Origin of the sequence: Microbispora sp. H13382 (assembly GCF_014161445.1) — a bacterium.
Taxonomy (GTDB): Bacteria; Actinomycetota; Actinomycetes; order Streptosporangiales; family Streptosporangiaceae; genus Microbispora.
This window is the reverse complement of the sequence record NZ_JABBXA010000013.1, coordinates 63,507-86,773: the sequence shown is the minus strand read 5'-3', so window position 1 is coordinate 86,773 and position 23,267 is coordinate 63,507. Positions and strand designations below refer to the sequence as shown.

Annotated in this window: 24 protein-coding genes and 2 tRNA genes; 11 read left to right on the top strand and 15 right to left on the bottom strand. The window is 72.3% G+C overall.

Annotation, left to right across the window (positions count from 1 at the left end; translation table 11 throughout):
* Window positions 1-152: 152 nt before the first annotated feature.
* A complete protein-coding gene (locus tag HHX41_RS24665; protein WP_169984684.1) occupies window positions 153-662 on the bottom strand; it encodes an effector binding domain-containing protein in 510 nt (169 codons plus the stop codon).
* Window positions 663-766: 104 nt separating this feature from the next.
* Between HHX41_RS24665 and HHX41_RS24660 the strand changes: the two genes are divergently transcribed.
* The 5 genes from HHX41_RS24660 (at window position 767) to HHX41_RS24640 (ending at window position 6,786) form a co-directional block, all read left to right on the top strand.
* Window positions 767-2,206: a GuaB1 family IMP dehydrogenase-related protein gene (locus HHX41_RS24660; protein WP_182907890.1), complete on the top strand. Its 1,440-nt coding sequence runs from the start codon at window positions 767-769 to the stop codon at window positions 2,204-2,206.
* A gap of 50 nt (window positions 2,207-2,256) precedes the next feature.
* Window positions 2,257-2,943, top strand: a complete 687-nt coding sequence (locus tag HHX41_RS24655) for a general stress protein (protein WP_182907889.1) — start codon at window positions 2,257-2,259, stop codon at window positions 2,941-2,943.
* 132 nt (window positions 2,944-3,075) lie between these two features.
* The gene (locus HHX41_RS24650; RefSeq protein ID WP_079316111.1) at window positions 3,076-3,450 is read left to right on the top strand and encodes an FKBP-type peptidyl-prolyl cis-trans isomerase; all 375 of its coding nucleotides are present in this window, start codon (window positions 3,076-3,078) and stop codon (window positions 3,448-3,450) included.
* A 135-nt stretch (window positions 3,451-3,585) separates the two neighbouring features.
* Entirely contained in the window at window positions 3,586-5,088 is a 1,503-nt protein-coding gene (locus tag HHX41_RS24645) for a glycosyltransferase family 39 protein (RefSeq protein ID WP_182907888.1), read from the top strand.
* 171 nt (window positions 5,089-5,259) lie between these two features.
* Window positions 5,260-6,786, top strand: coding sequence for an ATP-dependent DNA ligase (locus HHX41_RS24640; protein ID WP_182907887.1), 1,527 nt, complete (start codon window positions 5,260-5,262; stop codon window positions 6,784-6,786).
* Window positions 6,787-6,811: 25 nt separating this feature from the next.
* Here the strand turns inward: HHX41_RS24640 and HHX41_RS24635 are convergent, their stop codons facing one another.
* Window positions 6,812-7,354: a DUF1707 and DUF4870 domain-containing protein gene (locus tag HHX41_RS24635; RefSeq protein WP_182907886.1), complete on the bottom strand. Its 543-nt coding sequence runs from the start codon at window positions 7,352-7,354 to the stop codon at window positions 6,812-6,814.
* Between the two features lie 200 nt (window positions 7,355-7,554).
* Here HHX41_RS24635 and HHX41_RS24630 point away from each other — a divergent pair, with 200 nt between their 5' ends.
* Window positions 7,555-7,902, top strand: a complete 348-nt coding sequence (locus HHX41_RS24630; RefSeq protein WP_169984690.1) for a hypothetical protein — start codon at window positions 7,555-7,557, stop codon at window positions 7,900-7,902.
* Here HHX41_RS24630 and HHX41_RS24625 read toward each other — a convergent pair.
* The gene (locus HHX41_RS24625; RefSeq protein WP_182907885.1) at window positions 7,881-8,975 is read right to left on the bottom strand and encodes a DUF4192 domain-containing protein; all 1,095 of its coding nucleotides are present in this window, start codon (window positions 8,973-8,975) and stop codon (window positions 7,881-7,883) included. The genes HHX41_RS24630 and HHX41_RS24625 overlap by 22 nt on opposite strands.
* Window positions 8,976-9,226: 251 nt before the next feature.
* On the opposite strand from HHX41_RS24625, the gene HHX41_RS24620 reads away from it, so the two are divergent.
* The gene (locus HHX41_RS24620; RefSeq protein WP_182907884.1) at window positions 9,227-10,819 is read left to right on the top strand and encodes an ABC-F family ATP-binding cassette domain-containing protein; all 1,593 of its coding nucleotides are present in this window, start codon (window positions 9,227-9,229) and stop codon (window positions 10,817-10,819) included.
* Here the strand turns inward: HHX41_RS24620 and HHX41_RS24615 are convergent.
* Together HHX41_RS24615 and HHX41_RS24610 are read right to left on the bottom strand one after the other, a co-directional pair.
* Window positions 10,792-11,598: an EI24 domain-containing protein gene (locus HHX41_RS24615; protein ID WP_182907883.1), complete on the bottom strand. Its 807-nt coding sequence runs from the start codon at window positions 11,596-11,598 to the stop codon at window positions 10,792-10,794. The genes HHX41_RS24620 and HHX41_RS24615 overlap by 28 nt on opposite strands.
* A 10-nt stretch (window positions 11,599-11,608) precedes the next feature.
* The gene (locus HHX41_RS24610) at window positions 11,609-12,196 is read right to left on the bottom strand and encodes a Maf family protein (protein WP_310742159.1); all 588 of its coding nucleotides are present in this window, start codon (window positions 12,194-12,196) and stop codon (window positions 11,609-11,611) included.
* 60 nt (window positions 12,197-12,256) lie between these two features.
* Here HHX41_RS24610 and HHX41_RS24605 point away from each other — a divergent pair, with 60 nt between their 5' ends.
* Window positions 12,257-14,122 carry a CASTOR/POLLUX-related putative ion channel gene (locus tag HHX41_RS24605; protein ID WP_182907882.1) on the top strand — a complete coding sequence of 622 codons (1,866 nt, stop codon included), beginning with the start codon at window positions 12,257-12,259 and terminating at the stop codon, window positions 14,120-14,122.
* Window positions 14,123-14,148: 26 nt separating this feature from the next.
* Here HHX41_RS24605 and HHX41_RS24600 read toward each other — a convergent pair whose 3' ends face one another.
* From HHX41_RS24600 to HHX41_RS24590, 3 genes are all read right to left on the bottom strand, one after another.
* Entirely contained in the window at window positions 14,149-14,997 is an 849-nt protein-coding gene (locus tag HHX41_RS24600; protein WP_182907881.1) for a hypothetical protein, read from the bottom strand.
* A 178-nt stretch (window positions 14,998-15,175) separates the two neighbouring features.
* Window positions 15,176-15,838 carry a peptidyl-tRNA hydrolase gene (locus HHX41_RS24595; RefSeq protein WP_310742158.1) on the bottom strand — a complete coding sequence of 221 codons (663 nt, stop codon included), beginning with the start codon at window positions 15,836-15,838 and terminating at the stop codon, window positions 15,176-15,178.
* Window positions 15,835-17,094: an MFS transporter gene (locus tag HHX41_RS24590; RefSeq protein ID WP_182907879.1), complete on the bottom strand. Its 1,260-nt coding sequence runs from the start codon at window positions 17,092-17,094 to the stop codon at window positions 15,835-15,837. Before HHX41_RS24590 ends, HHX41_RS24595 begins: the two co-directional genes overlap by 4 nt.
* A 72-nt stretch (window positions 17,095-17,166) precedes the next feature.
* On the opposite strand from HHX41_RS24590, the gene HHX41_RS24585 reads away from it, so the two are divergent.
* On the top strand, window positions 17,167-18,141 hold the full coding sequence (locus HHX41_RS24585) for a GlxA family transcriptional regulator (RefSeq protein WP_182907878.1): 975 nt from the start codon (window positions 17,167-17,169) through the stop codon (window positions 18,139-18,141).
* A 1-nt stretch (window position 18,142) separates the two neighbouring features.
* Here HHX41_RS24585 and HHX41_RS24580 read toward each other — a convergent pair whose 3' ends face one another.
* The 6 genes from HHX41_RS24580 to HHX41_RS24555 all read right to left on the bottom strand — a co-directional run bounded on the left by HHX41_RS24580 (window position 18,143) and on the right by HHX41_RS24555 (window position 21,944).
* Window positions 18,143-18,361, bottom strand: coding sequence for a DUF6203 family protein (locus HHX41_RS24580; RefSeq protein WP_182907877.1), 219 nt, complete (start codon window positions 18,359-18,361; stop codon window positions 18,143-18,145).
* Window positions 18,362-18,396: 35 nt separating this feature from the next.
* A complete protein-coding gene (locus HHX41_RS24575; RefSeq protein WP_220504388.1) occupies window positions 18,397-18,942 on the bottom strand; it encodes a nucleotidyltransferase domain-containing protein in 546 nt (181 codons plus the stop codon).
* Window positions 18,943-18,944: 2 nt separating this feature from the next.
* Window positions 18,945-19,017: transfer RNA gene (locus HHX41_RS24570), tRNA-Ala, on the bottom strand.
* A gap of 88 nt (window positions 19,018-19,105) precedes the next feature.
* Window positions 19,106-20,545, bottom strand: a complete 1,440-nt coding sequence (locus HHX41_RS24565) for an ATP-binding SpoIIE family protein phosphatase (protein WP_182907876.1) — start codon at window positions 20,543-20,545, stop codon at window positions 19,106-19,108.
* A gap of 39 nt (window positions 20,546-20,584) precedes the next feature.
* A complete protein-coding gene (locus tag HHX41_RS24560) occupies window positions 20,585-21,136 on the bottom strand; it encodes a class I SAM-dependent methyltransferase (protein WP_211592537.1) in 552 nt (183 codons plus the stop codon).
* 244 nt (window positions 21,137-21,380) lie between these two features.
* The gene (locus tag HHX41_RS24555; RefSeq protein ID WP_310742157.1) at window positions 21,381-21,944 is read right to left on the bottom strand and encodes a helix-turn-helix domain-containing protein; all 564 of its coding nucleotides are present in this window, start codon (window positions 21,942-21,944) and stop codon (window positions 21,381-21,383) included.
* A gap of 67 nt (window positions 21,945-22,011) precedes the next feature.
* Here HHX41_RS24555 and HHX41_RS24550 point away from each other — a divergent pair, with 67 nt between their 5' ends.
* A complete protein-coding gene (locus tag HHX41_RS24550; protein WP_182907874.1) occupies window positions 22,012-22,749 on the top strand; it encodes an AzlC family ABC transporter permease in 738 nt (245 codons plus the stop codon).
* Window positions 22,740-23,048, top strand: a complete 309-nt coding sequence (locus HHX41_RS24545; protein ID WP_182907873.1) for an AzlD domain-containing protein — start codon at window positions 22,740-22,742, stop codon at window positions 23,046-23,048. Before HHX41_RS24550 ends, HHX41_RS24545 begins: the two co-directional genes overlap by 10 nt.
* A gap of 53 nt (window positions 23,049-23,101) precedes the next feature.
* Here the strand turns inward: HHX41_RS24545 and HHX41_RS24540 are convergent.
* Window positions 23,102-23,177, bottom strand: a tRNA-Ala gene (locus HHX41_RS24540).
* Window positions 23,178-23,267 lie beyond the last annotated feature (90 nt).

The following is a 23,267-nucleotide window of genomic DNA, read 5'->3' as shown; positions in this document are numbered from 1 at the left end:
AAGGCGCACATCCCCGGCGCCGCCGTCTTCCTCGGCGTCTTCGCCCTGTGGTGGACCCACTTCCTGCTGCCGCTGCTGGTCGCCGGGTGGCGGCTGCCCGACCCGCCGCCGGACGACGACCTCGACGAGGACCTGGACGACGAGGCCGGAGGTCAGGCGGGCGTGGCCTGAACCGGCGGAATGGGCCCGGTCGGATCCCCGAACGACGGCAGCGTGGCCACGAAGAGGTCGACGCCCCCGGGGTGGTGGATCTCCAGGTCGGTGGTGAAGGCACGGGCCGGGGTGAGGCCCGACTCCGAGTGCTTCCACACTTGCTGCCAGGCATCGAGGAGCGCCCCCGGCATCGGCCCCCGCGCCTCGAACAGCAGCGCGGGCACGCCGGGCACCCGCACGGCGACCATGCCCTCGGGCAGCCGCGCGGCCGTACGCACGGCCACGCCGACGATCTGGGTGTAGGCGCCGTTGTGGTCGCTCTCGTAGTCCGTCAGCACGGCGTACAGGTTCTCGTCGACCCGGCCGGGCACGTGCGCGAAGGCGCCGGGCGCTCCGGCACGGGCCCACAGGCCCGGCAACTGGGCGCGGGCCGGGTCCGCCTCCGCCGCGTTGGTCGTCCGCACGGCGAAGCCGACGACGAGCGTCTCCGGACGGTCAACGATGATCACATGCTCTCCTCTCAGGCGAGGTCAATGTATCCCGTGTCCGGGTCTGTTCCGGCGGCGGCCGGGAATGCCGGGTATGACCCGCTCACAACGTAGGCTGGACAAACGTGCGATTCCTCAATGATGTGACGCCGCCCTACGATCTCACGTACAGCGATGTGTTCATGGTGCCGTCCCGTTCCTCCGTCGGGTCGCGTCTCGCGGTGGACCTGTCCACCGGCGACGGAACCGGCACCACGATCCCCCTCGTCGTCGCCAACATGACGGCCGTCGCGGGCCGCCGCATGGCCGAGACCGTCGCCAGGCGCGGCGGCATCACCGTCATCCCCCAGGACATCCCGATCGACGTGGTGGCCGACGTCATCGAATGGGTGAAGAGCCGCGACCTCGTCCACGACACGGCCATCACGCTCACGGCCCACGACACGGTGGGCGAGGCGCTCACCCTGCTGCCCAAGCGCGCGCACGGCGCGGTCATCGTCGTGGACTGGGAGAACCGGCCGGTCGGCGTGGTGACCGAGGCCGACTGCCACGGCGTCGACATGTTCACGCAGCTCTCCCAGGTCATGACCGCCTCACCGCAGACGCTGCCGCGCGGCGTCGATCCGCAGGCCGCGTTCCACGCGCTGCACGAGGGCCGCCACCGGCTGGCGCCCGTGGTGGACGAGGACGGCCGCCTGGTCGGCATCCTCACCCGCACCGGGGCGCTGCGCTCCACCCTCTACCAGCCCGCCCTCGACGCGCGCGGCCGGCTGCGCGTCGCGGCGGCGGTCGGGGTGAACGGCGACGTGGCCGCCAAGTCCAAGGAGTTGCTCGACGCCGGCGTCGACGTGCTCGTGGTCGACACGGCGCACGGCCACCAGGAGAAGATGATCTCGGCGCTGCGGGCCGTACGCGCGCTCGATCCCTCCGTGCCGGTCGCGGCCGGCAACGTCGTCACCGCGGAGGGCGTACGCGACCTCGTGGACGCCGGCGCCGACATCGTGAAGGTCGGCGTGGGTCCGGGCGCGATGTGCACGACCCGGATGATGACCGGCGTGGGACGGCCGCAGTTCTCCGCCGTGCTGGAGTGCGCGGCCGAGGCCCGCCGCCTCGGCCGGCACGTGTGGGCCGACGGCGGCGTGCGCCACCCCCGCGACGTCGCGCTCGCGCTCGCCGCGGGAGCCTCCAACGTCATGATCGGCTCGTGGTTCGCCGGCACGTACGAGTCGCCCGGCGACACCCGCACCGCCCCCGACGGGCGGAAGTACAAGGAGAACTTCGGCATGGCCTCGGCCCGTGCCGTACGGCTGCGCACCGCCGAGGACTCGCCGTTCGAGAGGGCCCGCAAGGCGCTGTTCGAGGAGGGCATCTCGACGTCGCGGATGTACCTCGACCCGGCGCGGCCAAGTGTGGAGGACCAGATCGACGCCATCGTGGCCGGTCTGCGTTCCTCCTGCACGTACGCGGGCGCCACGACGCTGGAGGAGTTCCACGAGCGGGCCGTGGTCGGCGTGCAGAGCGCCTCCGGCTACAGCGAGGGCATGCCACTTCACCAGAGTTGGTGACTCCCCCTGTTCCGCACAGGAATATCGGGCTCTGTCGGGGTAGTGCGTTCGTGTACCGACCGCACTACCCCGCGGAGGCGATCATGCAGTACTCCCCGGCCGGAGAGCCGGTCAGTCCGGCGGTCGACAGACGGCTGCTGGTCAGTTACGACAACTACACGGCGGCGCAGCGCGCCGTCGACACCCTGTCCGACGCCGGGTTCCCGGTGGAGAACACCGCGATCGTCGGCAGCGACCTGCGCCTGGAGGAGACCGTCACCGGGCGGCTCACCAACGGCAGGGCCGCACTGTCGGGCCTGATCACCGGTGCGGTGTTCGGACTCGTCGTCGGCCTGTTCCTCGGGTTGTTCACCTCGACCACGACCTCGTTCATCGGGCTGGTGCTGTGGTCGATCCTCTGGGGCGCCATCGCCGGCGCCGCCTTCGGCTTCACGAGCCACGCCTTCACCGGCGGGACGCGCGACTTCTCGTCCAGGAGCTCGATCGTCGCCGGACGCTACGACGTGCTGGTCGCCTCCCCCATGCTCGACCAGGCCCAGGCGCTGCTGCAGGGCGGCGTGCAGCCGGCCGACACCGTCGTCGTCCAGCGTCCGCCGTCGGCCGGTCCCGCCACCACGTCACCGGTGACCACTGGCGACACGGCGCCGCAGGCCACCGGTTTCCCGGAGTCCGAACCCCGGGCCGAGGAGGTACGCGACGACGACCGGGCGGGCGCCTCGCGAGGCCCTCGCCCGTAACCTCCTCCCGTCGTCCACGGAAGTCGCGACGCCTTCCCCACGCCGCGTGGGGAAGGCGTCGTCGTGTCGGCCGTCACCGGTAGAGTCGTCAGCCGGTCGGAACTTCCGGCACTGGAAGAACAGGAGGCCCACGTGGCACTGGAGAAGCCCGAGATCGACTTTCCCGAGGGCGCGCCGCCCGCGGACCTGGAGATCGTCGACCTCGTCGAGGGGGACGGGCCGGAGGCCAAGCCCGGGCAGAACGTGACCGTCCACTATGTCGGGGTGGCGTTCTCCACGGGTGAGGAGTTCGACGCATCCTGGAACCGCGGCCAGCCGTTCCAGTTCCCGCTCGGCGGCGGCCGGGTCATCGCCGGCTGGGACCGCGGCGTGGCCGGCATGAAGGTCGGCGGGCGGCGCCGCCTGACGATCCCCCCGCACCTCGGGTACGGCAACCGCGGCGCGGGCGCCCTCATCAAGCCCGGTGAGACGCTCATCTTCGTCGTCGACCTGCTCGGCGTCGGCTGACCGGACACCGGAAGGCGCCTATCCGGGGGTAGGCGAGCCGGAGCGCTTCGAGGATGATGGCCGCGTGGACGATGCCCTCCCGAAACACGGCTCCAGAGGCGGCCCCTTGCGAACGCCGGCTTCCGGGAGGCCGGCGTGACCGCGGACGGACAGGCGATCACCGGCACGCCGGCAACCGGCGGGGGTGACCGGGCGGGCGGGCCGCTCGCCGCACCGCCCCGGGCCGTGGCCGCGATCGCCGCCGCGACCGTGGCCGTGCTCCTCGCGGTGAGCCCGTGGTACGGGTACCACCGTGACGAGCTGTACTTCCGCATGCTGGGCGAACGGCCGCGGCTCGGATACTTCGACACTCCGCCGCTGACCCCGATGATCGCCCGGTTGTCCACGACGCTCTTCGGGGACACGGTCGTCGCGCTGCGGATCGTCCCCGCCCTGTGCACCGGGGCTCTGGTCGTGCTCGTCGCGCTGGCCGCCCGTGAGCTGGGCGGCGGCCGCGCGGCCCAGATCCTCGCCGCGGCCGGGACCGCGACCTCCGTCCTGCCTCTCGTGGCCGGGCACGCGCTGCTGACCCTCACCCCCGACCTCGTGCTGTGGAGCGCGGTCACGCTGTGCCTGCTGAGGGTGCTGCTCAGGGGTGACGGGCGCTACTGGCTCTGGACGGGAGCGCTGTGCGGGATCGCGGCGTACAACCGCGATCTGATCGTGGTGCTGCTGGTCGGCGTCGGCCTGGGCGTCCTCGTGGCCGGTCCGCGCGAGGTGCTGCGGGACAGGCGCCTGTGGGCGGGCGCCCTTCTGGCCCTGGCCATCGCCTCGCCCAACCTGGTCTACCAGGCCACACACGACTGGCCCCAGTTCCAGATGGCCCAGGCGTTGCGGGTCGACGAGGGCGCGGACAACCGCGCGGCCTTCTTCCCTCTGCAGATCGTGCTGCTCGGGCCCGTCCAGGCGGTGGTGTGCGTGGCCGGGTGGCTGCGGCTGTGGCGGAACCGGCGGGTCCGCTCGCTCGCCATCGCCTATCCCGTGGCCTGCGCGCTGATCCTGTATTCGGGCGGCCGCCCCGACTACACCGGCGCGTTCCTGCTCTACCTGTTCGCGGCCGGTTGCGTCACGGCGGCCGGGTGGCGGTGGCGGGCGGCGCTGGCCGCGGCACTGGCGGTCGGCGCCGTGGTCGCGGTGGTGATGGCGCTGCCGGTCGTCCCGGCCGCGTCACTCGGGGGAACACCCGTGGCCGCCGTCAACGAGGTGGCCCGCGAGTCGGTGGGCATGCGCGACGTGGCGGCGCAGACGGCCCGGGTGGTGAAGGGCCTCCCCGCCGCCGAGCGCGCCGGGGCGGTGCTGCTCGCGGCGAACTACGGCGAGGCCGGCGCGCTGCGCCGCTGGGCGGGCGAGTTCGGGCTGCCCCGGGTGTACAGCGGCCACAACGAGCTGTGGTGGTGGGGGCCGCCGCCGGAGGGGACCCGGGTGGTCGTGTCCGTCGGCTACCCGCCCGCCCGTCTCGGCGCCGCGTTCGCCGGCTGCGCCCCGGCGGGCAGGCTGAGCGGAATGCCGGGCGAGGAGCAGGGAGTGCCGATCACGGTCTGCCGCGACCCCGTCCGCCTCTGGCGGGACCTGTGGCCGAGCCTGCGCCACTACAGCTAGTGCCCCTCCCGCCAACCTTCGCCCCGTCGCGTCGACCAGAGCGGCACCTCGCCGCGTTGTCGCCCCACCCACTCTGGACACCGCTCCTTCCGGGCGGACTCCGGCGGTCGCGGCACTGGTCTCCGACCCCCGGCCTGGGCATCTGCCGCTGCGGTGAGGCAGGATTACGGTGTGTTGCTGATCGACCTTGCCAGGACCTCCGCGGCCGTCGCCGCGGACTCGGCGCGGCTCGCCAAGATCAGGCATCTCGCCGAGCTGCTCGGCAGGGTGGGCGCGGACGAGGCCGAGATCGCCATCGCGTACCTGTCGGGTGAGCTGCCGCAGCGCCAGATCGGGGTGGGCTGGCGCAGCCTGTCCGACCTTTCCGAACCGCGCCAGGTCGCCACGGCGACCCTGACCCGGGTCGACGAGCTGCTCGAACGCGTCAAGTCCCAGTCCGGCGCCGGTTCGCAGGCCGCGCGCCGTGAGCTGCTGGGCGAGCTGTTCGGCGCCCTCACCCGCCAGGAGCAGTCGTTCATGCACCGGCTGCTGACGGGCGAGCTGCGCCAGGGGGCGCTGAACGGCGTGATGATCGAGGCGATCGCCTTGGCCGCGAACGTGCCCGCGGCCGAGGTGCGCCGGGCCCTGACCCTGCGCGGCTCGCTGCCCGCCGTGGGCGCGGCCGCGCTGCGCGGGGGCGTCGCGGAGCTGAAGGCGTTCCACCTGGAGGTCGGGCGTGCGGTGGCGCCGATGCTCGCGCAGAGCGCGCCCAGCGTGACCGCCGCTCTGGAGAAGGCCGGCGTCCCCGCCGCGGTGGAGTGGAAGCTCGACGGCGTGCGGGTCCAGGCCCACCGGTCGGGCGACCGGGTCTCCGTCTTCACCCGCACGCTCGACGACATCACCGCCCAGGTCCCCGAGCTGGTGGAGGCCGTGCTCGGCCTGCCCGGGACCGATCTCGTGCTCGACGGCGAGGTCATCGCGTTGCGCCCGGACGGCCGTCCCGAGCCGTTCCAGGTCACCTCGGGCCGGGTGGCCAGCAGGACCGACGTCGCGTCGGTGCGCGCGACCGTGCCGCTGACCGTCTTCTTCTTCGACGCCCTGCGCGTGGGCGGCGCCGACCTGCTCGACCTGCCCGACGCGGAGCGGCACGCCGCGCTCGAGGCCGCGGTCCCGGCCGAGCTGATCACGCCTCGGCTCGTCACGGCCGACGCCGACGAGGCCGAGGCGTTCTTCGGCGACGCCGTACGGCGTGGCCACGAGGGCGTCGTGGTGAAGTCGCTGCGCACGCCGTACGCCGCGGGCCGGCGAGGGGCGGGCTGGATCAAGGTCAAGCCGCGGCACACGCTCGACCTGGTCGTGCTGGCCGCCGAATGGGGCAGCGGACGGCGCCGGGGCTGGCTGTCCAACCTGCATCTCGGCGCCTACGACCCGGAGACCGGCGGCTTCGTGATGCTCGGCAAGACGTTCAAGGGCCTCACCGACGAACTGCTGACCTGGCAGACCGAGCAGTTCCTGCGACTGGCGGAGGGGCCGGCGGACGACTACGTCGTCACGCTCAGGCCCGCGCTGGTCGTGGAGATCGCCTTCGACGGCGTGCAGCGGTCGAGCCGTTACCCCGGCGGCATGGCACTGCGGTTCGCGCGGGTGCTGCGCTACCGGCCCGACAAGCGGCCCGAGGAGGCCGACACCGTGGCCGCGGTCCGCGTGCTCATGCCCTGACCGGGCGCCCCGCTCCGGACGTCAGTCACTTCACGAGGCGGATGGTCAGCGGGTAGCGGAACTCGGTGCCGGCGAGGGCCGACACCCCGCCGACGATGCACAGGGCCAGCCCGACGACCCAGACGACCGGCACCAGGACGAGCCCGACGACGGTGATCGGCAGCAGCACGCTCGCCCCCAGCACGGTGAGGTGGAAGTTCAGCGACTCCACCGCGTGCCTCCTGATGTAGGGGGACGTCCGCCCCGCGGTCACCATCATCAACAGCGGGCCGATGATGAACAACCCCAGCAGCCCGAACAGGTGCGAGGCCGCCGCCCCGACCCGGTCTCCCCCGTCGGGGGCCGCGGCCGCGTGGTACGAGGGCGGCCGGGGCACGTAGGCCGGGCGGGTCCCGTACAGGTCGTTCATGATGGGCAAGAGGTCGGCGTGCGTGCGCGCGGTCATCGCCAGGTGCAGGCGCTCGTCCATCTCGTACTTGTCGAGCCTGCCCTCGGCGTAGGCCGCCTTGACGTGCTCGACCACCTGTTCGCGGTCCTGATTTGTGACGCGCAGCTGAGGGTGTGGCATAGGGGCACGGCCCTGCCAGGGTGGTGTGACTGCCGTGGGCATCACGCATCGCCTTCCGTCACGTCGACTGCTCGGCTCTCTTCGAGTCTGCCTCCATCTTGTGCCGGTTACGCGCCCGGCGGCATCAGGGACATCCCCGACATCGCCCCGAGACCGTTCCCTTAACGCCATCGTGATCCACGGCGATGTATACAAGCACTATGAGATGGCGAGATCGCTATGGGCTCCGGCGGCGACGGGGCGCCCGCGTGGCAAAGTTCGACCGCGAGGCGACCGACGCCGACATCGAGACCCTCATCGAGTTCGCCAAGACGCGGCGTGGCGTCGAGTTCTACGTCGAGCCCGAGACCTTCGCGACCGACACGACCGCGGTGGCCGTCGCCCACGACGGGGAGTGGACCCGCCGCCGTGTCGGGTCTCCCGCGGTGATCGCCAAGGTCGCCAGGGACCTCGCTCTCCCGGTCTACGACGTGCAGCTCACCGGTTACCCCGCCCGGATGCGGGCCTACAACGAGCGCCGCCGGGCTCAGGACGGCGACCCCGTCTGACGGCCGTCCGGCACCGGCGCCGGCTCGGACAGGTCCCGGGCCAGCAGTGCGCGCAGCGGCGCGAGCCAGATCGCCCGGGGACGGCCCATCTCGTCGTCGAGTTCCTCCGGCGTCGGCATGCGGTCGCGGAGCATGGCGGGGGACATCATGTACGTCAGGGCCTGCCGGAGCAGGAGCGCCATCGAATAGCCGGGGTCGGCGGCGAGCGCCCGCTCCAGCGCCATCCCCGCGAGTGCGCACTCCCCCCGATGCCACGCGGCGGCCGCCAGCAGTGAGGCCGCGGGCGCCGCGTGGCCCGGCTCCAGGCGGCGGGTGAGGTCGCGCCACAACGCGATGTGCGCGTCACGGTCGTCGACCAACGCCCACGCCTCGTCCCGCACCCTGACCACGGCGAGGTCGAGCCCGAGCCGGGCGGCGCCCTCGTCGTCCAGCCGGCCCCCGGAGTCGTACAGGCCGAGGGCTCCGCGCACCCGTGCCAGCCCTTCGGCCACGAAGCGCGCGGCCAGTTCGTCCGCGGCGGGGCCTCCGGGCTCGGGCAACGCCCGCAGATCGGCCATCACACGGAGGGTGGCCTGCCGCATCGCCGCCCCGTCGGACCGCTGGACCGATCGCCGCAGGCTGCTCCGGTCGGGCAGGGCCACCAGCCCGTGCATCACGGCCTCCGCGGTGACACGGCTGCGTTCGGTGTCGTACGGCGTGCCCTCCGCGGGACAGCAGGTCGCGCTGCCGCAGGAGTAGGACCAGTAGCGCCCGCCCTCGGCCCGGAGGCTCTCCGTCACCCGGATGCCCTCGGCACGCAGCAACCGGGTCACCGTGTCGACGGCGGGGGTCACTGCGGCGCCGGGGCCGTACCCGACGACGAAGGCGGCGGTCACCGACTCGCGGCGCAGCAGCGCGACCAGCCGGTCGAGGTCATCGGAGGCGGCAGGCAGGTCCCAGCGCGTCGTCAGCCGCACCTCCGGGCCGGCGAAGCCGGTCACGACGAGGCTGTCGGCGGGATGGAACCCGACGAGATAGGGCACGGCGGCGAGGATGTCCGCCGGCGAGGAGAGCACGAGCTTCGGGATCGTCATGGCCGCAAGCCTCGCCGGACGGTCGCACCCCCAAGACCGCCGAAGCGCGTTCTGGGGACAGCCGTCCTCCTGTGGACAACCGGACGACCGGGCACCCGGGCAGCAGGCCAGCAGGCCAGCAGGAAACCCGTTGGCACCGGACAGAGCGCTCGGCCTACACTCGGCACCATGTCTCTGCCCCGGATCTCCTAGCTCGGACACCCGCTTCCACGCCACCCGTGTGTCCTTGAGCTTCTCCGGAGCGTCAATCAATGATCACCCTTCGCGGTGTCGACGTGCGCGTCGGCGCCCGTCTCCTGCTGTCCGGCGTCACCGCCCACGTCTCCCCCGGCGACCGCGTCGGCCTGGTCGGCCGCAACGGCGCCGGCAAGACCACCCTGCTGAAGACCCTGGCCGGCGAACTGCGACCGGCCGCGGGCACCATCACCCGCACCGGCCCGGTCGGCTATCTCCCGCAGGATCCCGCGGCGGCCGACCCGTCCCTCACCGTCGCCGCCCGCGTCCTGTCGGCCCGGGGCCTCGACGAGGCCGAGCGCGCACTGCGGGCCGCCGAAGCGGCCATGGCCGATCCCGCCCTGCGGGAGCAGGCGATGCGGCGCTACGTCCGGGCCGAGGCGGAGTTCGAGGCCCGCGGCGGGTACGCCGCGCAGGCCGAGGCCGCCCGCATCGCCGCCGGGCTCGGCCTGCCCGACCGGGTCATGGCCCAGCCGGTCGGCACCCTGTCCGGTGGGCAGCGCCGCCGGGTCGAACTCGCCCGCATCCTGTTCGCCGGGCACGGCACGTTACTGCTCGACGAGCCCACCAACCACCTCGACGCCGACTCGGTCGCCTGGCTTCGGTCGTTCCTCGCCGGCCGCACCGGCGGGCTGGTCCTGATCAGCCACGACACCGGGCTCTTGGACGACACCGTGAACAGGATCTGGCATCTCGACCCCGGCCGGGCCTCGCTGGAGGTGCACAACACCGGCTGGCGCACCTATCTGGCCGACCGCGACGCCGTCGAGCGCGGCCGCGCCCGGCAGCGGGCGGTCGCCGAGCGCAAGGCCGCGGCGCTGCACGCGCAGGCCGACCGGATGCGCGCCGGCAAGTCGACGGCCGTGCGGGCCAAGGAGATGGCGCGGCGGGCCGACCGCATGCTGGCCGAGGTGGCGCCGGCCCGCCGCGCCGAGAAGGTCGCCCGCATCCGGCTGCCCGAGCCCGCCCCCTGCGGCCGCACCCCGCTGGGCGCGATCAGCCTGACCAAGGCGTACGGCGACCTGCGGGTGCTCGCCGGTGTGGACCTGGCCGTGGACCGGGGCAGCCGGCTCGTCGTCCTCGGCCTCAACGGCGCCGGCAAGACCACCCTGCTGAGGATCCTCGCCGGGCGGGAACGCCCCGACTCGGGCCGCGTCGTGCACGGGCCCGGTCTGCGCCTGGGCTACTTCGCGCAGGAGCACGACATGCTCGACCCGGCGCGCACCGTCGCCCAGAACCTCGTCGCCGCCGCGCCGCACCTGAGCGACGGCGAGGCGCGCCGGATCCTCGGCTCGTTCCTGTTCGGCGGGGACGACGCGGGCAAGCCGGCCGGTGTGCTGTCGGGCGGCGAGAAAACCCGCCTGGCGCTGGCCACCCTGGTCTGCTCCCAGGCCAACGTGCTGCTGCTGGACGAGCCGACCAACAACCTCGACCCGGCGTCGCGGGAGGAGGTGCTGGCCGCGGTCGCCTCCTACCAGGGCGCCGTCGTGATGGTCACCCACGACGAGACCGCCGTGGAGGCCCTGCGTCCCGACCGCGTCCTGCTGCTGCCCGACGGGGTCGAGGACATGTGGAACGCCGGCTACGCCGGTCTCGTGTCCTTGGCCTGACCTTCCGGTACGGCCGCCGGCGCCAGACGCATGCGGACGAGCATGGCGGCGCCGGCGACCGCGCCGGGCATCGCGACGACGCTGACGAGCGGCACCATGAACGAGAGGAAGAGCGGCACGCCGAACCCGAGCGAGGCGGACATGTTCGACCGGAGCAGGGCGAAACGCTCCTTGCGCCGCAGGCCCCGGCGTTCCATCGCCAGGGCGGTCAGCTCGACCGTGAGGAAGAACCCGGAGACGAACGCCCCCACCACGGGCACCACGGTCTGCCCGACGACCGGCACGAAGCCGAGCACGAACAGCGGCACCGTGAACAGCAGGACATACCAGAGCGTGACGAGGCTGTCGCGGATCGACCGGAACAGGGACGACCAGAAGGGCTGGTCGCCGCCGGGAAGACCGCCGCAATCCTCCTCGACCTTCTCCGACAGCTTCTCGTAGAACGGGTCGCCGATGATGAGCGTGACCGCGGTGAACGTCAGCACGGCGAGCGCGAGACCCACCACGAAGATCATCACGCCGACCAGCGTGCGAAAGGTGTCGCGCCAGCCCCAGTCGTCCGCGAACGGCGTCGCCCAGGCCGCCACGTCGGTGGCGTGCGTGCCCAGCCAGACCAGCGCCAGGGCGTACAGCACCAGCGCGATCAGCGCCGGGATCAACCCGAACAACCACCAGCGGGGATGCCGGGCGACCCACCCGAGACCCCGGAAGCAGAACCCGATTCCCTCGGCGAAACCGCCGACGCCGCGCCGTCCGGCGGGCCGCCCGATGCCACTCATGGCGGGCAGGCTAGCGCCACAAGGTCGTCACCGGCACATCCAGATCGGCGAAAAGGCGGCGAAGCAGGGGCAGTGAGATGCCGAGCACGTTGCCGTGGTCGCCCTCGATGCCCTCCACGAACCAGCCGCCCAGGCCGTCGAGCGTGAACGCCCCCGCCACGCGGAGCGGCTCCCCGCTGGCGACGTACGCCTCGATCTCCTCGCCGGACGGCGTGCCGAACCGCACCACGGTCGCCGCCACCTCGGACACCCCGCGGCCCCTCGACACGTCGACCACGCTGTGCCCGGTCAGCAGCCGGCCGGTCCTGCCCCGCATCATGTGCCAGCGGCGCACCGCCTCCTCGGGCGTCCCCGGCTTGCCGTAGGCGACGCCGTCGAGTTCGAGCACCGAGTCACAGCCGATCACGATGCCGTCGCCGAGCGATCCGGCGACGGCGTCCGCCTTGGCGACGGCCAGTTTCAGGCACAGCTCCTCGGGCGTAGCGGCCGTGATCGCGTCCTCGTCGACGCCGCTGACGATCACCTTCGGATCGAGCCCGGCCGCCCGCAGCACACCGAGGCGGGCGGGCGAAGCGGAGGCGAGTATCAGATCCGTCACACGGTGAAGCCTAGTCGCTTCTACTATGTCTGGCGTTTGCCGATAAAGACGGGGGAGCCGGTGTCAAAACCCACGGTCAAGGAGCGCCTGAGCTACTGGTTCGACAACACGATGGCCAGGGGCACGGCCGCCCTGATCGGCTGGCTGGCCATGGTGTCGCTGGGGCTCATCGTGGTGGTCAGCGCACTGACGGTGTGGCTGACCCCCGACGAGGCACTCAAGTACCACGGGTGGCCGGGCGTGCTGTGGCTTGCGCTCATGCACGCGCTCAGCCCGGGGAAGATCGCCGGGGACGCCGGTACGGCGCCCTTCCTCGCCATCATGCTGGGTGCGTCCCTCGGCGGCATCTTCATCGTCAGCATCCTCGTGGGCGTGCTCTCCGCCGGCCTGCGCGGCAAGATCGAGGAGCTGCGCAAGGGCCGCTCGCGCGTCATCGAGAGCGGTCACACCGTCATCCTCGGCTGGTCCGAGCAGCTCTACACGATCGTCTCCGAACTGGTGAAGGCGCATGCCAGCCAGCACGGCTCGGTCATCGCGGTCCTGGCCGAGAAGGACAAGCCGGCCATGGAGGACGCCATCCGGGCGCGGGTGGGAGACACCGGCAGAACGCGGCTGGTCTGCCGCACCGGCCGGCCCACCGAACCGACCGATCTCGATCTGCTGAGCCTGAACACGGCGCGCACGATCGTCGTGTTGTCCCCCGAGAAGGACGACCCGGACGCGCACGTGATCAAGACCCTGCTCGCGCTGGCGAAGCGGGCCGGCGACCACCCTCCCGTGGTCGCCGCCGTCGCCTCCTCGCGCAACATGGCCGCCGCCCGGCTGGCCGGCGGGCCGGGCGTCCACCTGGTCGACAGCGACGACATCGCCGCCCGGCTGATCGTGCAGTCGTCCCGCCAGTCCGGCATGTCCGTCGTCTGCATGGACCTGCTGAACTTCGACGGCGGCGAGATCTACCTGCGGCGCGACCCGTCCCTCGCCGACCGGTCGTACGGCCGGGCCCTCGACGCGTACGCGACCGCGACCGTCCTCGGCCTGCGCACGTCCGGCGGCGTGGCGCTCAACCCGCCGGCGGACACGGTGATCGGGACGTCCGACGAGCTCGTCGTGCTCGCCCAGGACGACTCGCTCATCCGCCTGGCGAACGGCACCGCACCCGCCGAGGAACGGCACATCGTGGCCGCGTGCGCCCCGGAGAGGGTCGCCGAGCGGACGCTGATGCTCGGCTGGAACGACCGGGCCGCACGGATCGTCCGCCACCTCGACGGCTACGTGACCCCCGGATCGGTGCTCGACGTCGCGAGCGACCACCCCGGCGCGGGGATCGGCCTGGCGCACCTCGCCAACCTGGCGGTGAACGTCAAGGAGTGCGACGCCACCGACAGGTACGCCCTGGAGTCCCTCGGCGTCGGCGTCTACCAGCACGTCATCGTGCTCTCCGACGACCGGCACGACCCGCGCCACGCCGACACCCGGACGCTGATGACGCTGCTGCAGCTGCGCGACATGCAGGCGACCCTCGGCGAGAAGTACTCGATCGTGAGCGAGATGCACGACGAGAACAACCGCGCGCTCGCGGAGGTCACCGAGGCCGACGACATCGTGATCAGCGACACCGTGATCGGCCTGCTGCTCGCGCAACTCGCCGAGAACCCGCACCTCGCCGAGGTCTTCGGGCAGCTGTTCGACTCCGCGGGCTCGGAGGTCTACCCGCGGCCCGTGGAGAACTACGTGACCACCGGCGTGCCCGTCGCCTTCCGCACGATCGTGGAGTCGGCCCTGCGGCGCGGCGAGACCGCGATCGGCTACCGCCTGGCGGCGAACGCCGGAGAGCCGCCCCACTACGGCATCGTGCTCAACCCGGACCGCTCCCGGCCGGTGACGTTCGCCCCCGGCGACTCCGTGATCGTCCTAGCCGAGCACTGAGCCGATACACCGAGCCGAGCGCTGGGTCAGAGCGCCCTGACCGACGACATCACCGTGTTGATGTCGTGCCAGCGCTTCTTCTGGCCGTCGGGGATCGTGACGAACACGACGGCGGGCTTCTTCTCCGGGACGTCCACGAGGGCCAGCGCCGCCGCGGAGACCCGCTTCTTGCCCTTGAGCGTGTAGTGCACGGTGTAACCCAGCAGCCAGCCCTTCCGCTTGCCCGCCTTGAAGGGCTGGGAGGCCGTCCAGGTGATCGTGGCACCCGAGGGGTGGTGGTTCAGGGTCCACCGGGCGGCCAGGAACGCGGTGTCGCGCAGCGTCTCCTGCTCCGGGATCGGCACGGGGCAGGAGACCACCATCCCCCGGTACGACGCGCCCTTCACCCTGGGCAGCAACTGGCGGGAGGCGAACGGCGTGGGCGTGACAAGCGCCCACTCCTTCGCGAAGCGGGCCAGGGCGACGCCGGAGCGGCGGTCCTTGACCAGGCCGCGGGTGGCGGCCGCCCGCCCGGGCAGGCCGCGAAGCCGGCGGTCGGCCTTCGGCAGCGCGGGCACACGGGGATCCTTCAGGGCCGCCGCCAGCGCCGGATCCACGGCGCCCGGACTGGCCGCTGAACTGGCCGCCGGACTCGCGGCGGGACTGGACAGGGGGCTGAGACCGGGCGTGGCCACCGCGCCCGCGGCCGGCGCGGCGGCGCTCGACGCGGACGGGAACGGTTCGGCCGAGAGCAGGCCGACCGCGGCGGACTGACGCGGCGCGGCGGCCGTGGTGGCGGGGTCGTCCCGGTTCAGCAGCACGACGGCCGCGCCCGCCCCCAGCACGGCGACCCCCGCCGCGACCGCGACGACCTTGTAGACCACCCGCATCGGCAAGTCCCCGAGTTTCTTGGGAGGACTCGCCGGCGGCACCGGCTCAGGGACCGTGATCTTCGGGAGCGGAGTGGTCTCGGCCTCGGCCGCTAAGTAAGAGGGGACGGCCTTCGTCCCGTGATCCCCAGGTGACACGATCGGGAGCGTACGGCAAATCCCGCTATTTCGGGCGCCTTCCCCATCACACTTCGGGAACGCCCACCCGCAGCCACGGCGCGTCGGCCACGACCGTCGCGGAGCCCGGTTCGATCTCGGTGAACCCGGCGTCCCTGACCACCGGCAGCCCGCTCGCGGCCAGCGCGTCCCACCCTCCGGGGGCGGCCGTCCTGACCCGTACGGCGAAGCCGCGCCCGCGCCAGGTCGCCCGGTCCGCCTCGCCCGCGCCCCACCAGGCGAACTGCGCGCCGTGGCCCGCCTGAGCCATCGCCTTGCCCGCCGTCATCTCCAGACGGGGATTGATCCAGAGCACCACGTCATCGGGGCCCGCCTCCGGCGGCGCCACGTCGTCGGTGAGCTCGGTGCCCGACACCTGGAGCCTGGCGAGGTCGCGCGGCCAGCCGTCGAGCGGCACGGGAGGATGCACGCGTACCTCGGCCGTGCCCACGGCGACGGTGATGCCGGGCAGGGCGAGCGCACGCCGCCACTCGGCGCCGCGTGCCCGCCTGACGACCTTCCTGATCCGGCCGTCCTGCCACTCGGCGACCTCCTGCGGCCACTGTCCCCCGTTCCCGGCACTGTCCAGCAGGCGCACCACCGCCGTCGCGGCCGCCTCCAGCGCGTCGGTGCGCCGCGGCGGCGCGGCCCGCTCGATGCGTACGACCAGGGGAAGAACGCGTTCGGTCACCCGACAAGGATCGCAGCATCGCGGCGGTCCCGGACACGCGTGACGATACGGGACGACAAGAGCGCGGCCAGCAGGCACAGCGCGCCCGAGCCGTACCACGCCAGGTCGTAGTTCCCCAGGTGGTCGCGGGTGAGCCCGGCCACGGTGGCGACGACGGCCGCGCCGACCTGGTGGGAGGCGAAGACCCAGCCGAACACCACGGCGCCGTCCGCGCCGAAGATCTTGCGGCACAGGGCGACGGTCGGCGGCACGGTGGCCACCCAGTCGAGGCCGTAGAAGACGATGAAGACCAGCATGCTCGGCTCGGCCGTGGCGGCGAAGAGCTGCGGCAGGACCAGCAGCGACAGCCCGCGTAGCCCGTAGTAGACGACGAGCAGGAGCCGCGGGTCCACCCGGTCGCTCAGCCAGCCGGAGAAGACGGTGCCGGCGATGTCGAAGACCCCGATCACGGCGAGCAGAGAGGCGGCGGTGGTCTCCGGCATGCCGTGGTCGTGGGCGGCCGGGATGAAATGGGTGCCGACCAGGCCGTTCGTGCTCGCCCCGCAGATGGCGAAGCCGAGCGCGAGATACCAGAAGCGCCGGGTGCGGGCGGCGTCCCGCAGCACCCGTACGGCCCGCGCGGCGGCCCCCCTGCCCGATGTGCGCACGACCGGCTCGGTCGCGCCCAGCGCGGTCAGGCCCAGCTCCTCCGGAGTGTCCCTGAGCAGGAACCACACGAGCGGGACGACGGCGAGCGCGGCCGCCGCCACCGTGACCGAGGCCCACCGCCAGCCCTGCGATTCGGCCAGGTGCGCGAGCACCGGCAGGAAGACGAGCTGTCCCGTCGCCCCGCCCGCCGTGAGCACTCCGGTGACCAGGCCGCGGTGCCGTACGAACCAGCGGTCGGTCAGCGTGGCGGCGAAGACGAGCGCCATCGAGCCGGTGCCCAGCCCGACCAGGACGCCCCAGAGCGCGACGAGCTGCCAGCTCGCGGTTATGAGAACGGTCAGGCCGCTGCCCACCGCCACCAGCAGCAGGGCGCAGGAGACGACGCGGCGCATGCCGAAGCGGTCCATGAGTGCCGCCGCGAACGGCGCGCACAGCCCGTAGAGCATGAGGTTCACCGAGACGGCGAGCGAGATCGTGCCCCTCGTCCAGCCGAACTCGTCCTCCAGCGGCGTGATCATCACGCCCGGCGAGGCGCGGAACCCCGCCGCTCCGATGATCGCGACGAAGGCGACGGCGGCGACGATCCAGGCACGATGCAGCGACTTCATGGCGAGCATCATCCTGTTGTGTCCGCCATCGGGGACAGTGGCCGAGAGGCCAACATGTGAAAGAATCGGGCCATGCATCCGGCTGTGCACCGCGTCGCCGTACTGGCCCTGGACGATTTCGCCACACTCGACCTGGGCATCCCCGGGCAGGTGTTCTGGGCCGCCCGCGACCCCGGCCCGCTGTACGAGGTCGTCACCTGCACCCCGGGCGGCCGCCCGGTGCGGAGCCAGGCGGGCTACAGCGTGGTCCCCGACCACGACCTCGGCGTGCTCGCGACGGCGGACACGGTGGTGGTGCCGGGCATCCACAGCGGAGCGGCGCTGGAGAACGGCACGTTCGACGGGGAGGTGCGCGAGGCGCTGCGGGGGGTCGCCGGGCGTGCCCGGCTCATCTCGATCTGCACCGGCGCCTTCGTGCTGGCCGCCGCGGGCCTGCTGGACGGGCGTCCGGCGACGACGCACTGGCGCAACGCCGCGGCCTTCCGCGCACTGTTCCCCCGCGTACGGCTCGATCCCGACGTGCTGTTCATCGACGACGGCGACGTGCTGACCTCGGCGGGCGTGGCGGCGGGGATCGACCTGTGCCTGCACGTCATCCGGCGCGACCACGGCAGCGAGGTGGCCAACCGCACCGCCCGCCGGTGCGTCACCCCGCCGTTCCGGGAGGGCGGCCAGGCCCAGTTCATCGAGCGGCCGCTGCCCGACCCCGCCGGGACGACCACGGCACCGACCCGGGCGTGGATGCTCGAACACCTTGAGGAGCCGGTCAACCTGACGGCCCTGGCCGCGCACGCCCGCATGAGCGTGCGGACGTTCACCCGCAGGTTCCGGGAGGAGACCGGCCTCAGCCCGGCCAGGTGGCTCGCCGGGCAGCGGATCGCGCACGCACGGCACCTGCTGGAGACCACCGACCTGCCGGTGGACGCGATCGCCAGGAAGGCCGGGTTCGGCAGCGCGGTCTCACTCCGCCAGCACCTCCACGCCGCCGTGGGGGTGTCCCCCCTGGTCTACCGGCAGACGTTCCGCACGCCCGCCGTGCTCGGCTGATTCACCGGCGATTGCCGGCGGCGGGACCGCGCCGGGCGTAGGGGTTGCCCGACCGGCATCCGGGCTCGCGGAGCGCCGGATTCTGCGCCGGATTCTGCGCGGGCTGCTGCTTGCGGGCCCGCCGCTTGCGCATGAACAGCCAGCCGAGGCCGAGCACGACCATCCCGATCGGCGTACGCGCCAGCCAGCGGGTGACGACGAGCTGCAGGATCCTCTTCATGACACCCGCCTCTACCCGGCACGGGTGTGACCATGTCACCGATGGGTTGGCGGTATCTCGAAGCCGAAGGTCTCACTCAGTGCGCGGACGTCTTCGAGGTCTTTCTCGGCAGGGGGGTACGCCGTCTTGAAGGCGAACATCCATTCCGGCGCGACGCAGGCCACGGTACGGCCGTCGATTGTGCCCTCGCCCGTCAGCGAGCCGTGGGGGTACTCGATCCCGTATACGTTCCTGCCGGTCTCGTCGTACTCGAACACGTGCACGTCGACACGGCGGCCCCGGTCATCGGTCACGACGTAGTTCCAGGCGGTGTCGTTGTCGTCGCGCCTCTTCGTGTATCCGAGGTCCGTCATGTGTTCGATGAACCGCTCTTCGTCCTCGCGGGCGAGCGCCACATCGAGGTCGGGGTGCTCTCTCGTCTGCCTGCCCAGAAGGGCGTCGACGCACCAGCCGCCGTCGATCCAGATCTTCACGCCACGTTCGGCGAGATATCCGTAGATGCCGGAGACCGTCTCGGCGTCCGTCGAAACGCCGAGAGCCGCCCTCCGGCTGGAGGACGGCTCTTGCGGTGCTTCAGTCACGGTGGAGCTATGGGGACTCGAACCCCAGACCCCTTCCATGCCATGGAAGTGCGCTACCAGCTGCGCTATAGCCCCTTACCCACGCCGCGTAGGCGGCGCGTGGCCAGTGTATAGGACTTTCGCGGCGTGGGTGTAACCGAGAAGGTCTCGGCAGGCGCGGGCGTCAGCGAATCGCCAGTGAGAACCAGACGGTCTTGCCTCCCGCCACCCGGCTGGTCCCCCAGTGCTCGGCGAGCTGGCTGACCAGATACAGCCCTCTGCCGTCCTCGTCGAGCGGGCCGGGTTCGCGGACCACCGGCAGCCGGTGGTCGTCGTCGCTGACCTCGCACAACAGATGGTCGGTGCGCAGCAGCCTGAGGGTGATGGGCCGCTGGGTGTGCCGTACGGCGTTGGTGACGAGCTCGCCGGCGAGCAGCTCGGCCACCGGGATCAGCCGCGTGAGACCCCACGAGTCGAGCGTCCGGCGGACCAGGCCGCGCACGCGCCCCGGCGTCGTCGGCTGGGGCTCCAGCAGCCACTGGGCGACGTGCTCGCTGGGGATGCCGCGGAACCGGATGGCGAGCACGGTGACGTCGTCGGTCCTGGCGGCGGACAGCACGTCGTCGCTCAGCGCCTCGATCGAGGTGCCGTTCGCGAGCCTGCGGCGCAGCGACTCCACGCTCAGCCCGATGTCCTGCCCGCGCTCCTCCACGAGCCCGTCGGTGTAGAGGACGAGCATGCTGCCGTCCTCCGCCGCGATCTCCATCGTCTCGAACGGCGTACGGCCCAGCCCGATCGGCGGGCACCGGGGCGGCGACAGGACCTCCGCCTTGCCGTCCGGCCCCAGCAGGATCGGCGGCAGGTGCCCGGCGCTCGCGATCGTGCACCTGCGCAGCACGGGGTCGTACACGCAGTAGACACAGGTGGTGAGCGTCTGCGCGGCCAGCCGCTGGGCCATCTCGTCCAGCGAGTGCAGCACCTGCTCGGCCGGCAGGTCGAGCGAGGCCAGGGTCTGCACGGCCGTGCGGAGCTGGCCCATCACCGCCGCCGCGGCCAGCCCGTGTCCCATCACGTCGCCGACGACCAGCGCCACCCTGCTGCCCGGGAGAGGGATGACGTCGTACCAGTCGCCGCCCACCCGCTCGGCGGCGGGCTTGTAGCGGTAGGCGATCTCCAGCCCGGGCAGCTCGGGCGGGTCGCCCGGGCGCATCCCGCGCTGGAGGATCTCCAGGGTCTCGTCCTGCTGCCGGTCCCGCCGCCCATGGAAGATCGTGAGCGCGGCGGGCACGGCGAACTGCCCGGCGGCCAGCACGTGGGCCTCGCCGAAGGGCGGCCGCCGGGCGTCGCGCGCCAGCAGCGCGCAGCCGACCGGCGCGCCGTACGCGCGGAGGGGCACGGCGAGCAGGTGCCCGTCGAGCAGGGCCGCCTCACGGATGCCGTCGCCGGTCCAGCGCGGCGGCAGCCGTCCGTCGGGATCGACCCGCTGACAGACGGTGCCGTCCACGTAGACCGCGGCGGCGTCGGCCAGGCCGGGCACGACCGCCTCGCAGAGGACCCTCGTCGCCTCCTCCGGCCCCGGGCTTTCGCCGATGGCACGGACGATCCCACTGACATCACTCAGCACGGCGAGCGGTTCCCCGTCTCCCGACACGGGTGTGGCCGCTCAGAATTTGTCGTCGCGCCGGCAGTTGACGAACAGCTGGATTTCCGGCGGCGCCTGGGTGGTCGCCGGAGCATACGAAAGGTGATTCTCCGACAGCACGCTGAAACCGGCGGCTTCGATGACCTCGCGCAACTCGTCGCGCAGATATCCGGTCACCCGCACCGGCGCGCCGAGAAACTGGAAAGGCACGTCGTCGAGGTCGATTTCCACCATGCTCAGCGTGAACAGGCCGCCGGGCGCGAGCACGGCGTGGATTTTGTGAAGCGCCTGCTCGATCTCGGCGCGCGGCAGCATCAGCAGGCTGAAGAAGGCCGTCGCGGCGTCGAACACGCCGAGCGAGTCGTCGAGGTCGAGCACGTCGCGTTCGAGGAAGGTCCCGATCGGCACGTTCTTCCGCGCCAGGTCCAGCATGACCGGGGAGATGTCGATGCCGGTCACCTCGCAGCCCGCGTCGGCGAACTGCTGGGCCGTGGGCGCGCCCGTGCCGCAGCCCACGTCGAGGACCCGCGACCCCGGCTTGAGTTGCTTGATCAGCCATTCACCGGCGGCCACCTGGCCTTCCTTGTGCGGGAACGCCTCGTCGTACCGGCCGCCGATGCGATTGAACGCCTCAGCCTGGATGGCGCGGTACTCCTGACGCGGATTGTCCGGTCCTGATTCGATTGTCATCGTCGCCGCCGTTAATGATCAGCCGTCTTTGCCTCCTTCTAGATAGGGGGCTGAACCCCAACAAGTCAAGGCATTCCCCGGCCAAATGGGCTTTTCGGCCAGCGAATGTGTCAAAGATCGTTGTCAACTAGATGTGCTCGATGACGATGACCGCGGTGGTGCGGGGTTCGAGCGCCTCGAAGACGTGCGGTGCGTCTCCGGGATAGACGACGTAGTCCCCCGGCCAGAGCTCCACCGGTTCCTCCGCCGGCCCCGCCGACGCCCGGCCGGTCCCGATCACCAGATGCTCCGTCGTACCGGGCCGGTGCGGGTCCGACCTGTGGGGCGGGCCCGGCTCGGCCGCGATGCGGTAGAGGTCACGCCGGGCGTGCGGCGGGCAGGAGGCGAGCAGCGTGACCCCGTAACTGGCCTGCTCGGAGTAGGTGGCAGGGCCCTCCCCCGCCCTGATGACCTGGACGACCGTGCGCGGCGGGTCCACCAGGCGGCTGAACGGCACGCCGAGCGCGGCCCCGAGCGCCCACAGGGTCTCCACGCTCGGGTTGCCCGCGCCCGACTCCAGCTGCGAGAGCGTGGACTTGGCGATGCCCGCCCGCTTCGCCAGCTCGGTCAGCGACAGACCGGCGCGTTCACGCTCCCGGCGGATCGACGCCGCGATCAGCGCGATCAGGTCGAAGGACGCCTTCTCAACCACGTGTTCACTCCACGCTTCCAAATGTTCGACTTGACGAACCCCACCATCTCTGTTCACTCTACTGGACATGCATTCGATATGGCGAACACTCGATCGCGGCACCCTCCGCGACATCGCCCTGGTCTGCCTCGCCGACGCCATGGTGGGCGCCGCGTTCGGCGCGATCGCCGTGTCCGGCGGCCTGCCTCCGTGGGTGCCGGTCGTCATGTCCCTGCTGGTGTTCGCCGGAGGCGCCCAGTTCGCCGCGGTCGGCGTGGTGCTCTCGGGCGGCGCCCCGATCGCCGCCGTCGCGGCCGGTCTGGTGCTGAACGCACGCCTGCTGCCGTTCGGCTTCGCGGTCGGCGACGTCCTCGGCGGCAGGTGGTGGACGCGTCTCGCCGGCGCCCACCTCATGACGGACGAGGCGGTGGCCTTCGTGGTGCGCGACGGCGATCCCCGCCGGCGTCACGCCGCGTTCTGGGCTTGCGGGCTCGGTCTGTTCGTCAGCTGGAACGCGGCCGTCGTGCTCGGCGCGCTGGCCGGGCGCGGCATCGGCGACACGACCGCTCTGGGCCTCGACGCGGCCTTCCCCGCGGTCCTGCTGGCCCTCGTCCTGCCCTCGCTCACCGGGCGAGCCGAGCGAGCCGAGCGAGCCGAGCGAGCCGAGCGGAACGTGCGGAACGTGCGGAACGCCGCCCTACTCGGGGCGGCCGTCGCGGTGGCGGCCACGCCGTTCCTGCCCGCCGGCCTGCCGGTGCTGCTCGCCCTGGCCGGTCTCGTGCTCACCGTACGGACCCCCACCGGTTCGGAGGTCTCATGCCCCTGATCGCCATCCTCGCGCTGGCCGCCGGCACCTACGCGTTCCGGCTGGCCGGCCCGGCGCTGCACCACAGGCTCCGGCTGCCGGGACGCCTGCGTCACCTGCTGTCCGTCACCGCGACCGTGCTGCTCGTCGCCCTGGTGGCCACCTCGGCCCTCACCGAGGGGCACGGCTTCGCCGGATGGGCCCGGCTCGCCGGGGTGCTCGCCGCCGGGATCCTCACGCTGCGGAAGGCGCCGTTCCCCCTGGTCGTCGTCCTCGCCGCCGCCACCACGGCGGTCCTCCGCCTCCTCGGCGTGCCCTGAGACACGTTCCCCTGAGACGCGAGAAGGGCGGTCGATCGACCGCCCTTCGAGTGTGGTGGAGCTATGGGGATTCGAACCCCAGACCCCTTCCATGCCATGGAAGTGCGCTACCAGCTGCGCTATAGCCCCTTGCGACGCAGTCAGTGTATAGGAGTCCGCGCGAGGGTGGTAACCGGACGAGCCGACGTCACACAACGGTGGGCATGATACGTCTGGCAT